Origin of the sequence: Bradyrhizobium campsiandrae (assembly GCF_014529705.1) — a bacterium.
Classification (GTDB): domain Bacteria; phylum Pseudomonadota; class Alphaproteobacteria; order Rhizobiales; family Xanthobacteraceae; genus Bradyrhizobium; species Bradyrhizobium campsiandrae.
The window spans coordinates 43,227-55,547 of record NZ_JAANIH010000001.1 but is presented as its reverse complement, the minus strand read 5'-3'; the positions used below and the strand labels follow the sequence as shown (position 1 = coordinate 55,547).

The window sequence follows — 12,321 nt, the reverse complement described above, 5'->3', positions numbered from 1 at the left end:
GATTTGCTGTCATGGCGACCAACACCTTTGGCCGACGCGGCGTCGTCGCGCCTGCTTCGAGAGCCTCGTTTCAATCCGCCGCAGCGTCGGCCTCTCCTGCGGTCATGCGCGACGACGATGAGCCCTCGTCCCATGAGGGCTCGATCTTTGGCGACAACAAGCTGCTCGCCGATATCCCCTTCCTCACCCTCGGCCTGATTTTCGGTCTGATGGTGATCTTCGCGCTGCAACGCAGTCTCGCCGTCGACATTGCGCGCGACGGCTCACTCGATGTCCGCTCGCTGATTGCTCAGGGCGCGTCCGGCTACGACCTGGTTGTCGGAAGAAATGAGTGGTGGCGGATCGGACTTGCGCCGCTCCTGCACGGCAGCCAGTGGCACCTCATCGGCAATTGCGTTGCGCTGTTCATCGTCGGGGTCAGGGTGGAGAGCCTGATCGGCCGTGGCTGGTTTTCGTTGATCTTCGTCGCCAGCGCCGTGGCCGGCGAGGCCGCCTCGCTGCTGGGCAATGGCTCCGGCACGGTGGGGGTCGGCGCATCCGGCGCCATTACCGGGCTCATCGCCGCATTGTTCGTTGCGAGCTTCGAGCCGGAGGCGGACGCCGAGACGACGATATCGAGACTGAAGACGTCGCTCTTCTTCGGTATTCCAGCGCTGCTGCCGCTGGCCTTTGGCGCCTCGGGCAATGTCAACTATTATGCCCATGGAGGCGGTGCGCTGGCTGGCGCTGCGCTTGCCATCACGCCATGGCTCGCCTTCTGGTCCTATGACAGCCTGCCGCGAAGCGCCGGCCTGGTGTTGCTCGGCGGATTGGTCGGATCCCTGGTCTGCGCCGGCTTCGCGGCTGCGCATTATCGGTCCTACATGGCTGATGCCGGGCAGTATATCCGTGCCTCGGAAATGCCGACGAGCACGCGCGAGATGGCCAGCCGTTCCTCCGATTTCGTCAACCGCTATCCGAAAGACGCGCGCGCGCATCTGTTTCGCGCCATCTACTTCATTGAACAGAACAACCCCGGTCCTGCCGAGACGGAAGTGCAGACCGCGATGTCGCTCGCCGCTTCGGACGTCACGGGCGGCCCGGTGCGAGCCGCAGCGCAGGCGTTGCTGGCGAACCTGCTGCTCGCGCGAGGACGGACCAGCGAGGCGAAGGCCATGGCGGCCGAGGTGTGCCGCGCCAAGCTGGGTGATCTGCGACGCATGCTGGAAAAGTCGAAATTGTGCAGTTGACCGGGACTGCAGCGAGGCCGAGGGCGCAGGCGCCCGTCGTCGTCACCGCAAGGTGCTTCGCATCACTCGACTACCGCTGAAGATAGCCCAATTCTTCACTCATGATCTTTCGCGCGTATTCGCTGAAGGCATCGATCAACCGGCCGCGCGCGGCATAAGGTGGATAAAGCAGAGCGATCGTCACGGGGACGGCAGGGCTGAACGGGCGCGTCACCAGAGCCGCGCCGAAGCTTTCGTCATGCGCAGCGATCGGGTTGATGATGCTGATACCGAGGCCAGCCGCGACCAGGGCACAGACAGATGCGCCAAGATCAGTTTCGGCAACAACGCGGCGCGAGACGTCGGCCTGCGCGAAGATCGTATCGATGCGATCGCAGAGCGGGCTCCCCGTGGCGAACGAGATGAAGGCCTCGTTGGCGAAATCGGCTGGACGCAACGTTTTCTTGTGCGCAAGACGATGTCCCTTCGGCATGATTGCAACACAACGCGTCCTGAGCACCGGTTCGACATGCACGCCTGCAACGTCGCCGTAGAGCATCGCCAATCCGGTGTCGCAAAGTCCGGAACTGATCCAGTCGTGGACGGCGCTCGCCGTGCCTGACCGGATCGAGATCATCACATGTGGATAGTCCATCTTGAAACGCGCGGCGATGCGCGTCAGCAGGCCGCCGGCCAGGCGCGGCATCGCCGCAACGCTGAGCCGACCCATACCAAACGAGCGGATGCTGGCTGCGCTGGCCTCGAGGCCAGCCAGGCCGATGAAGGTCTTCTCGACCTCCTGGAAGAAGCGCGATCCGTCCACGGTCGGGCGGAGGCGGCCGCCGCTGCGGTCGAACAGCGGGAATTGCGTGATCGCTTCCAACTGTCCGATCAGGCGGCTGATCTGGGGCTGCGAGGTATGCATCCGCTGAGCCGCCTGCGTCATCGATCCCGTCAGGAAGACCGCCCGAAAGGCCTCCACATGCTTCAGGCTCATGCGTCGGGCGGCCATATCAAATCCGTATAGGTGAGTGTGAAACTGGAATTTCCATCAGATCGACCTTTTGGACGATAGTCCAGTGCATCACGGGCATCGCAACGAGAGGGGTCGACATGAAAGCGACGATCATCAAGGCACTGGCCACGGCGTCCGTCGCGTCAGGTCTTCTTTCCTGTGAGGCCATGGCGCAGGGTGTGGGCAGGCTGGACAAGATCCGTGAGACCGGCGCGATCACGTTGGGCTATCCCGAGACCTCGGTGCCTTTCGCCTATCTCGACGCCAACCAGAAGCCGATCGGCTACACCGTGGAAATCTGTGAACGGGTGGTGCAGGCGATCAAGACGGCGCTCAAGCTCCCCAAGCTCGAGGTTCGCTATAACCCGATAACGTCGGCGACGCGTCTTCAACTGCTCGCCAACGGGACGATCGATCTCGAATGCGGCAACACCACCAATAATCTCGAGCGGCAAAAACTCGTCTCTTTTTCTCCTACCATCTTCGTTGCGCAGGTCGTCCTCGTCGCGCGCAAGGATGGCAGGGTCGACGTCAATGATCCGGCTTCGTTTCGCGGCAAGGCCATCGCTGCCCAGGCCGGCGGCCAGACCTTCAAGGTGATCACGCTGATCAATGCCAAGAACAATCTCGGCATCACCGTCGTGCCTGCCAAGGACACGGCCGAGACCTTCCTGATGCTGTCGTCGGGCCGGGCGGCCGGCACCGCCAACGATGACGGTCTCGCTTATGCCACGGTTGCCTCGTCCAGGACGCCGGATGACTTTCTGATCGGCAGCAAGAGTCTCGAGATGGCGCCCTACGGCATCGTCGAGCCCAAGGACGACCCCGCTTTCAAGACGATTGTCGATGACGCCGTGATCGACCTGATCAAGAGCGGGCAGATTGCGGCGCTCTATGATAAATACTTCAATTCACCGATCCCGCCGCATGGCCTCAACCTGAAATTCCCGATGAGTGCCGCCCTCAAGCGGGCGCTGGCCAACCCGACCGATTCCGGCGACCCGGCGGCCTACGAATGAAACGCCACGCGCGCCAGAGGCTCCGCAATGACACATCAACATGAGACGAACGCGGCCGGCGCCGGGTTATCGCCCGTCGACCTGCGCAGCGATACCGTCACCAAGCCGACCGAGGCGATGTATGCCCGCATGGCCTCGGCGCCGCTGGGCGATGACGGGCTGGACGGTGATCCCACGGTGCAGGAGCTGGAGGCCGTTGCGGCTGCGGCATTGGGCAAGGACACCGGCCTGTTCGTGCCGAGCTGCACCATGGCCAATCTGCTCGCGACGCTCGCGCAGTCGCAGCGCAGCGAGCAGGTCGTGCTGGAATCGAGCGCCCACATGTACACCTCCGAACGGGGGGCCGCGACATTCACCGGGCTGTTCTACCTCGCTGTTGCCGGCACCGCCGGCGCGATGGATCTGAACCTGCTGGAGGACGCCCTGCAAGGCGGTGGGCATAAGCTCAAGACCGGTCTTGTCGCGATGGAGACCTCGCACAACAATGCGAGCGGCGCCGTCTTGCCGCTGGAGCACATGCAGGCCGTGCACACCATGGCGTCGGTCCGCGGCGTCCCCGTGCATCTCGACGGCGCGCGGCTCTTCAATGCCGCGACGGCTCTCGACGTGGCGCCGCACCAGATTGCCAGGCATTGCGACACGGTCTCCCTGTGTCTGTCGAAAGGCCTGAGCGCGCCGGCCGGTGCGGTGCTGGCCGGGCCGCGCGCCGTGATCGAGAGGAGCCGCGGGTTTCGCCGGATGCTGGGCGGCACGCAGCGCCAAATCGGCATCCTGGCCGCCGCCGGGTTGGAGGCCGTTCAGGTCATGGGTGGGCGCCTGGCGGAGGATCACCGGCGTGCGCGCGCTCTGAGTGAGGCGCTGAACGGGATGCATCCAAAGCTCAGCGCGACGATCCCGCAGACGAATATCGTGCAGGTCGATGTCTCTCGCTCCGGGCGTGACAGCGCCGCATGGTCGAATGCTCTCGAAAAAGCGGGCGTCAAGGCGAGGCCCTGGGGCAAGCAACGATTGCGCTGTGTGACCCATCGCCACATCGATGATGCGGCGATCGATCGTGCCGTCGCGGCATTTCGCGCGGTGGCTGGCGTTCTGATTTAGAAAATGCCTACGTCAACACCCCGACGATCGCTCCCATCAGGCACGTCGTCAGCGTCCCCGAGACGATCGACTTCAACCCCAGCGCGTTGATCTCGTCGCGCCGCTCCGGCGCCATGATGCCGAGGCCGCCGATCATGATGCCGAGACTGGCGAAATTGGCGAAGCCGCACATGGCATAGAGCATGATCAGGCGCGAGCGCGGATCGAGCGTACCGGGTGGCAGTTTCGAGAAATCGACATAGGCTATCAGTTCGTTGAGCACCGTCTTGGTGCCCATCAGGCTTCCGGCGGTAACGGCCTGATCCCACGGCAGCCCCATCAACCAGCACACCGGCGCCATCACGAGGCCCAGCAGCCGCTGCAGCGAGATCGCCGCCCCGCCAATGTTTGGCAGCAGGCCGAGGATGGCGTTGACGAGGTAGACCAGCGCCACCAGCACCAGCAGCATCGCGATGATGTTGATCAGCAGCTCGATTCCGGCGCCGGTGCCTTTCACGATCGCATCCATGGTGCCGGAGACCTCCATCTCCGGGTCTTCAAGCGCTCCGCCGGTGCGCTTGTTGGACGTTTCGGGGACCATGATCAGGCTGACCAGGATCGCGGCCGGCGCACCCAGCACGGAGGCGATGACGAAATGCGCGGCGGCGTCAGGAATGAGAGGGGCAAGCAACGTCGCGTAGAGCACCAGCACGGTGCCGGCGATGCCCGCCATGCCGCCGGTCATGATCAGAAACAATTCGCTGCGGCTCATCTGCGACAGATACGGCCGCACGAACAGCGGCGCTTCGACCATGCCGAGGAAGATGTTGGCGGCGGTCGAGAGCCCGACCGCGCCGCCGACCCCCAACGTGCGCTCCAGCAGCCAGGCCATGCCGCGCACGACCGGCGGCAGCACGCGCCAATAGAACAGCAGCGTCGTCAGCACGCTCATGACCAGCACGATCGGCAGCGCCTGGAACGCCAGGATGAAATCGGCGCCCGGCACCTTCAGCTCGAAGGGCAGGGGGCCGCCGCCGACATAGCCGAACACGAAGGAGGACCCGGCGCGCGAGGCCGCCGAGATGGCGCCGACCGCCTCGTTGATGGCGCCGAAGCCATGCGCGACGAGGGGCACCTTCAAGAGCACGATCGCGGTGGCGAAGGTCACGGCAAGGCCGATCAGGGCCTGCCGGAGCGAGACCGCGCGGCGATTCTCCGCGAGCGCAAAGGCGATCAGCAGCAATGCGAAAACGCCGAGTGTCGATTGCAGCCGTAGCATGATGTCCCCAAACCGCCAATGATTATGGCCGCGCGGGCGTTGCAAACGCAATGCCGGGAATGTTGCCGGCCCTCCTGCTGTTGACAAGCTTCCCCGCGTCAGCCACGCGGGGCACATTGAGATCAGGGGCGATCAAACGAGCGTGACCGACGGGGCGATACCAGACGAGCCAGTTTCAGCCAGTCCGCCGGTCAGCACCGGCGAGCTCCTTCGCCACCGCGCCTTCCTGCTCTTCCTGCTCTCGCGCAGCTTTTCGCGCTTCGCCACCCAGATCGGGGCCGTCGCCATCGGCTGGCAGGTGTACGATCTGACCGGCAGCGCGTTCGATCTCGGCATGATTGGCTTCGTGCAATTCCTGCCGACGGCGCTGCTGCTGTTCGTTGCCGGGCATGCGGCGGACCGCTACGAACGCAAACGCGTCGTGCAGATTTGCGAGGTGGTCGAAGGGCTGACGGCGCTGTTTCTCGCCTGGGGCGCGTTCGCCGGTTGGCTCACGGTGACGCACATTTTCATTGCGACCTTCGTGCTCGGGATCGTCGGCGCATTCGAAAGCCCGGCATTGGCGGCGCTGTTGCCCTTGATCGCGCCGCAGGGCTCGCTGCAGCGCGCGACCGCGATCTCGAGCGGGGCGGCCCAGGTGGCCACCATCGCCGGTCCCGCCATCGGCGGGCTTGCCTATGTCATCGCACCAAGTGCGGCCTACGGGATCACGGGCGCGTTCGCGCTGTTCGCGGCGGGGTGCATCGGGGTGGTCCGCCTGACGCAGGCGGCCGCGCTCAGGGACGCCGCGACGCCGGACGATCTGTTTGCCGGCGTCCGCTTCGTCCGCAACAATCCGGCAATCCTGGGCACGATCTCGCTCGACCTGTTCGCCGTGCTGCTCGGCGGCGCCACCGCGCTGCTGCCGATCTACGCGCGCGATATTTTGCAGACTGGCCCGCTCGGCCTCGGCATCCTGCGCGCCGCGCCGGCGGTCGGAGCCTTGCTGATGACGGCAATTCTCGCGCACCACACCATCAACCGCCACGTGGGGTTGCGGATGTTTCAGGCCGTGATCGTGTTCGGCGTCGCCACGATCGTGTTCGCGCTGTCGTCGTGGATGTGGCTGTCGGTGCTGTCACTCGCCATCCTCGGCGCCGCCGACACGATCAGCGTCGTGATCCGCTTCTCGCTGGTACAGCTCGCCACTCCCGACGAGATGCGCGGCCGTGTCGGCGCGGTCAATTTCCTGTTCATCAACGCCTCGAACCAGCTCGGCCAGTTCGAGAGCGGCCTGACCGCTGCCCTGTTCGGTGCCATGCCTGCCGCCGTGCTCGGCGGCGTCTGCACCGTTGCGGTGGCGCTGCTGTGGATGAAGCTGTTTCCGAGCCTGCGGCAGGTCGAGAGTCTGGAGTAGGGAAGGTCTCTTGTCGCGGCTCTGCAGCGCGTCATTGCATGCCGCGCTGCGTCCGGGGCGCGAGATCAACTAGCCCCGCCCGACGAACGGCATCTTGGTCGCCATAACCGTCATGGTCAGCACATTGGCATCGAGCGGCAGGCCGGCCATGTAGGCAACCGCGTCGCCGACGGCTTTCGCGTCCATGCGCGGCTCGTGCTTGGTGGTGCCGTCGGGCTGCAGCACGCCGGGACCGTTGACCATGCGGTCGGTCATCGGGGTTGCGGCATTGCCGATGTCGACCTGGCCGACCGCGATGTCATACATGCGCCCGTCGAGGTTGGAAGCCTTGGTCAGGCCGGTGATGGCATGCTTGGTCGAGGTATAGGCCGCCGAGAACGGCCGCGGCGCATGCGCCGAGATCGAGCCGTTGTTGATGATGCGGCCGCCGCGCGGGCTCTGGTCCTTCATGATGCGGAAGGCATGCTGGGTGCACAGGAACGGGCCGGTGAGGTTGGTGTTCACCACCGCCTGCCACTGCTCGAGGCTGAGGTCCTCGAAGTTGACGGCGGGGGCGCCCATGCCGGCATTGTTGAAGAGCACGTCGAGGCGGCCATAGGTCGCCTTCACCTTGTCGAACAGCGCAGCGATGGACTCCGGCTTGGTCATGTCGGCGGTGACGCACAGGCTTTTTCCCGCGGGGCCGAGCTTGGCGGTCTCCTCGAGCATCTCCAGGCGGCGGCCTGCGAGCACCACGGTGAAGCCGGTGTTCATCAGCGCCAGTGCGGCGGCACGTCCGACGCCGGTGCCGGCCCCCGTCACCAGGGCGATCTTTTTCGCTTCGCTCATCGTTTCCTGCCTTTGTCTTTGCGTTGTCAGGTTTTGGGTTCTTTTTCGTTCTTGTAGGGCGGCCGCGGAATATTTTGATGCGCCGCGCGCAACGCCGCCGACCAGCGCGAGCGCAGGTCGTGGAAATAGGGCTCGCCGGCCTCGATGCGATGGTTGAGGTCGGCCTCGCAGGCATCGCTGCGCACCACCAGCACGTCGATCGGCAGGCCGACGCCGAGATTGGAGCGCATGGTCGAATCCATCGAGATCAAGCCGGTCTTCAGCGCCTCATAGAGCTCGACGTCGTAATGCATGGCGCGGTCGAGCACCGGCTTGCCGTATTTGTGCTCGCCGATCTGCAAGTAGGGTGTGTCGGTGGTGCACTCGATGAAATTGCCGGCGGTGTAGACCATGAACAGGCGCATGCGCGCGCCCTTGATCTGGCCGCCGAACAGGAAGGAGACGTCAAAGGAGACGTCCTCGGATTTCAGTGCCGGCCCCTCGGTCGCATGCACCGCCCGGATCGCCCGGCCGATGCGCTGGGCGGCCTGGAACATGGTCGGCGCGTTCATCAGCGTCTCGATTTCGCCGGTGTGGGGGTCCTCGAGCCCCTCGGTCAGGGTGGAGAGCACCGATTGGCTGATGGCAAGGTTGCCGGCGCTGGCGATCGCCATGATGCGGTCGCCGGGCTTGGAGAAGATATGCAGCTTGCGGAAGGTCGAGACATTGTCGAGGCCGGCATTGGTGCGGGTGTCGGCGATCATGACCAGCCCGTCCCGAACCAGGATTCCGCAACAATAGGTCATTTCCAGTCCCCGAAACGCGAGCGCTTTTACCGGCCAAACTAGTAGCCAATTTCGCAGCCCGCTCCAACCCCCGATTCCCGGGGCGGTCGAGGTCGTCAGTCAGCCGCATCGGCGAGAAACGCCGGGTCGACGGGCACGCCGAGCGCCGTCACCAGCCGGTTCGTCTCCGCGGCCATGCCGACGATGGCGAGCAGTTCGCCATATTCGGCCTCGGTCATGCCCTTGGCGCGGGCCGCGGCGGTGTGCGAATGGATGCAGTAGCTGCAGCCATGCGCGATCGACACCGCGACATAGAGCATCTCCTTGACCTTTGGATCGAGCGCGCCGGGCGCCATCACCTCCTTGATGCTGTCCCAGGTCCGCCGCAGCGTCTTCGGATCATGCGCCAGCGCGCGCCAGAAATTGTTGACGAAGTCCGATTGCCTGATCTTGCGGATGTCGTCGAAAACGGCGCGCGCCTCGCTGGAGAGTTCATCGTCGGAAAGCAGTTTCACGGTCGCCATGGGGGCCTCGCAGAATCCGGGTCTGATCCTGCGATTGTAGCACAGCTGTGCAGTTACCGGACCTGTCCGGCCGAGCGGCGCAAGGCGAGCCTGCCGACCTCGACATAGAGCCGTTGCTGCGCGTGAGCATGCTGGGCGCCGACGTGAAGGTCGCGCAAGCGTCGCTGCAAAGGCGAACTGTCGTAGACCGCACTGCTGCCGGCCAGCGCAAAGCAGGCATCCGCGATCCCGACGCAGGTCGTGGCGAGCCAGACGGCCGATCGGGACCCCTCGATGATCAGCTCTTCGTCGTTCAGCGAGCCGGCCAGCGCGTGGCGCCAGTGGCTGGCGACCTGAGCTCCGTGGAAGGCCTGCGCGGCGCGGAGATCGGCTGAAATCCGGCCGAGCCCGAACTGGAAGATTTCGGAGTCGCGCATCGGCGCGGCCGCATAGAGTTGCTGCCTTCCGGTGTGGGCCAGCGCCAGCAGATCGTCGACTGTGCCCTCGGCGAGGCCGAGCGAGAATGCACCATGGAGCAGCGGCAGCCATTGCCGAAGCGCCTGGTAGAGCGGGCCCGGCATCCGAGGCGGGGCATCGAGGTCGAAGACGTCAGTCTCGGGAACCAGCCTCTCCCGCAGCGTGATGTGATGGCTGCCAGTGCCCTTGAGGCCCGCTGCGTACCAGGTATCCTCGATCTCCCAGTCACGCGCCGGGAGCGCGACGGCCCGAAGCTGCGGCTTGCCATGGGGACCCGCGACCGGCTTGCCGTTTTCGGTGACGATGCAGAACCCGCCGATCCAGTCGGCGTGCATGCAGGAGCTGGCGAAAGGCCAGCGGCCCTTGACGCGGTAGCCGCCCGACACGCGCTCTGCGGTTCCGGCCGGCTGTGACGAACCGCAGATCGCGACGTCAGGCCCATTCTGATAGATTCGCCGATACAGTTCCGGGCTCGCCGCCGCAGCGAAGAGGCCGCCGACGCCGGCGACGTGCGTGATCCAGCCGACCGAGCCGTCGATGCGGGTCAGCGCCTTCATGACCTCCATTCCAGCGGGAAGATCGAGCTCCAGCCCGCCATGGCTGCGCGGCACGAACATTCGAAAAATCCCGATCGATCTCAGCCGATCCACGAGGTCGGAGGGCAGGCAGCGCGCGGTCTCGATCTCGCTGGCGCGTGCCGTGATCTCGGGGGCCAGCTCTTTGATTCCCGCGAGCATGCCCCTGTGGGGATCGCGCATTGCAAAGTGATCGCTGATTTTTTCGTGAAGCTGCATCTGTCTCAACCTCTGTTGCAGGATGGCTGCCAACGGAGGTTGAAGGGACGGCGCTACGGCGCGGTTTCAACGCCGCGCTGGTCGATTACGGTTGTAACGCGGCGCTAGCTCTGCCGCTGCGACTGCGATTGCGACTGCCCGCCGCGGCCGGCCTGCTCGACCTTGACCGTAACAGTCAGCGTCTCCGCGCCGCCGCCATAGCGGGTGCCGCGCACGGGCGCTGCGCCGAGATAATCGAGCCCGATCGCGACGCGGACATGGGCGTCGGTGGTGCAGATGCTATTGGCGGGATCGAAGCCGACCCAGCCGAGATCGGGCACGTAGGCTTCCGCCCAGGCATGACCGGCGTCCTGATGCACGGTGCCGTCAGAGCGCAGGAAGTGGCCGGAGACGAAACGCGCCGGCACGCCGCCGGTGCGGGCGCAGGCGATGAAGATGTGCGCATAGTCCTGGCAGACGCCGCGCTTCAGCGTGAACGCCTCCGCAGCCGAGGTGCCGCTGTTGGTCGGGTCCTCGTCAAACGTCATGTGGTCGCTGATCTCGCTCATCAACGTATGCAGGAAGCCGAGCGTGTCGCTCTCGGCCTCGCTGCGCAGCTGGCGCGCGACCGCCGCCATCGCCGGATTGACGGTCGTGAGGTCGGTGGTGCGCAGGAACATGTCGGCGGGAAAGCGCTCGTCGGCGCCGCGCAGCACGCCGCCGGTGTCGTGGGTCTCGATCAGCCCCTCGGCGGTGATCTTGATGTCGCTGACGGGCCCGCAGGACAGCACATGGGTGACGTTGCCGAATGCGTCCTCGTGCATGTCGAGCTTGGTATCGGTCGAGACGTCGATCTGCCATTCCGCCACATATTGCCCGTCATGGCTGCAGGGCGTCATGCGCAGGATCTGGATCACGCTCGTCGCCGCCGGCTCGTAGCGATAGGTCGTGGTATGCTGGATTCGCAGGCGCATGGTGTTTGATTCCGTCAGTCCGGGTTCGCGCGGCGCGCGGCCCGGAGTGACTGCGTGGATCAGATCAAATACTGCTTCGTGATGATTTCGCCCAGCCTGGAATTGTCAGCGATGAATTCCTGAATGAATTCATGCACGCCATGCTGGAAAATGTCGTTCATGTTGCTGTGTTCGAGCCGGTTGCGGATGCCGCGGGCGTGGCGTTGGGCCGGGCCCTGGCGGCCATAGGCGACGCCGATCTGGTCGAGGTTGCGCGTGAGATTCTCGTAGCAGCTCGCCAGCGAGCGCGGCAGCGTGCCGTTGAGGATCAGGAGATCGGCGACCAGCCAGGGTTTCAGGGTCTCGCGATAGACCCAGTGATAGGCCGTCAGCGCGGACACCGAGCGCAGGATCGAGCTCCACTGATAGAAGTCGAGCGGGCCGCCGACATGCTCCTCTTCAGGCAGCAGCACGTGATACTTCACATCGAGAATGCGCGCGGTGTTGTCGGCGCGCTCCAGATGCAGGCCGAGCCGCGAGAACCAGTAGGCGTCGTTGCGCAGCATGGTCCGGTAGGCCGAACCGTCGAAGCGCAGCGAGGTCTCCTGCACGAAGCGGAGGAATTTTGCGAGATCCTCGCGCGTCGATGTCCCCTTGCTCCAGACTTCCTGCAATTCGATCCAGGCCGAGTTGATGGTGTCCCACATCTCGCTGGTGAGCGCGGTACGCACCGAGCGCGAGTTCAGCCGCGCGGCCTCGATGCAGTTCTTGATCGAGGAGGGGTTGTCGGCCGAGAACGACAGATAGTCGACGACGTTGCGCTCGTTGGCTTCCTCATATTGCTGATAGAAGCTGCTGGCCACGCCGGCGGTCAGCAGCGCCGAGTCCCATTCGTTGGTCTTGCCGATATAGGCGGCGGGAAGCGCGGTGACGCGCAGCGTCGCATCGATGGTGCGCGCGAGATATTCGGCCCGTTCGACATAGCGGGCGAGCCAGTAGAGGTTTTCGGCGGTGCGCGACAGCATCTCT

The 12,321-nt window shown here is 65.0% G+C and carries 12 protein-coding genes; 4 read left to right on the top strand and 8 right to left on the bottom strand.

Translation table 11 applies throughout. The annotated features are described in order from the left end of the window. Nucleotides 1-11: 11 nt before the first annotated feature. On the top strand, nt 12-1,229 hold the full coding sequence (locus G8O24_RS00265) for a rhomboid family intramembrane serine protease (RefSeq protein ID WP_188095360.1): 1,218 nt from the start codon (nt 12-14) through the stop codon (nt 1,227-1,229). 70 nt (nt 1,230-1,299) lie between these two features. Here G8O24_RS00265 and G8O24_RS00260 read toward each other — a convergent pair whose 3' ends face one another. After that, entirely contained in the window at nt 1,300-2,220 is a 921-nt protein-coding gene (locus tag G8O24_RS00260; RefSeq protein WP_188095358.1) for a LysR substrate-binding domain-containing protein, read from the bottom strand. Nucleotides 2,221-2,321: 101 nt separating this feature from the next. Between G8O24_RS00260 and G8O24_RS00255 the strand changes: the two genes are divergently transcribed. Further along, complete coding sequence (locus G8O24_RS00255; protein ID WP_191092997.1) at nt 2,322-3,242, top strand: amino acid ABC transporter substrate-binding protein; 921 nt, start codon at nt 2,322-2,324, stop codon at nt 3,240-3,242. Between the two features lie 27 nt (nt 3,243-3,269). Further along, nucleotides 3,270-4,340, top strand: a complete 1,071-nt coding sequence (locus G8O24_RS00250; RefSeq protein WP_188095356.1) for a threonine aldolase family protein — start codon at nt 3,270-3,272, stop codon at nt 4,338-4,340. A 7-nt stretch (nt 4,341-4,347) separates the two neighbouring features. On the opposite strand, the gene G8O24_RS00245 is transcribed toward G8O24_RS00250, so the two are convergent. After that, nucleotides 4,348-5,598 carry a NupC/NupG family nucleoside CNT transporter gene (locus G8O24_RS00245; protein WP_188095354.1) on the bottom strand — a complete coding sequence of 417 codons (1,251 nt, stop codon included), beginning with the start codon at nt 5,596-5,598 and terminating at the stop codon, nt 4,348-4,350. Nucleotides 5,599-5,755: 157 nt separating this feature from the next. Between G8O24_RS00245 and G8O24_RS00240 the strand changes: the two genes are divergently transcribed. Then, nucleotides 5,756-6,994, top strand: coding sequence for an MFS transporter (locus G8O24_RS00240; protein WP_188095739.1), 1,239 nt, complete (start codon nt 5,756-5,758; stop codon nt 6,992-6,994). A 69-nt stretch (nt 6,995-7,063) separates the two neighbouring features. On the opposite strand, the gene G8O24_RS00235 is transcribed toward G8O24_RS00240, so the two are convergent. From G8O24_RS00235 to G8O24_RS00210, 6 genes are all read right to left on the bottom strand, one after another. Further along, on the bottom strand, nt 7,064-7,822 hold the full coding sequence (locus G8O24_RS00235) for an SDR family oxidoreductase (RefSeq protein WP_188095352.1): 759 nt from the start codon (nt 7,820-7,822) through the stop codon (nt 7,064-7,066). 26 nt (nt 7,823-7,848) lie between these two features. Continuing rightward, complete coding sequence (locus G8O24_RS00230; protein WP_188095349.1) at nt 7,849-8,607, bottom strand: proteasome-type protease; 759 nt, start codon at nt 8,605-8,607, stop codon at nt 7,849-7,851. A gap of 95 nt (nt 8,608-8,702) precedes the next feature. After that, a complete protein-coding gene (locus tag G8O24_RS00225; protein WP_188095347.1) occupies nt 8,703-9,110 on the bottom strand; it encodes a carboxymuconolactone decarboxylase family protein in 408 nt (135 codons plus the stop codon). 53 nt (nt 9,111-9,163) lie between these two features. After that, nucleotides 9,164-10,324 carry an acyl-CoA dehydrogenase family protein gene (locus G8O24_RS00220; RefSeq protein ID WP_244645679.1) on the bottom strand — a complete coding sequence of 387 codons (1,161 nt, stop codon included), beginning with the start codon at nt 10,322-10,324 and terminating at the stop codon, nt 9,164-9,166. A 140-nt stretch (nt 10,325-10,464) separates the two neighbouring features. Then, nucleotides 10,465-11,313 carry a transglutaminase family protein gene (locus G8O24_RS00215; RefSeq protein ID WP_188095343.1) on the bottom strand — a complete coding sequence of 283 codons (849 nt, stop codon included), beginning with the start codon at nt 11,311-11,313 and terminating at the stop codon, nt 10,465-10,467. Nucleotides 11,314-11,372: 59 nt separating this feature from the next. Then, a complete protein-coding gene (locus G8O24_RS00210) occupies nt 11,373-12,317 on the bottom strand; it encodes an alpha-E domain-containing protein (RefSeq protein ID WP_188095342.1) in 945 nt (314 codons plus the stop codon). Nucleotides 12,318-12,321: the final 4 nt, after the last annotated feature.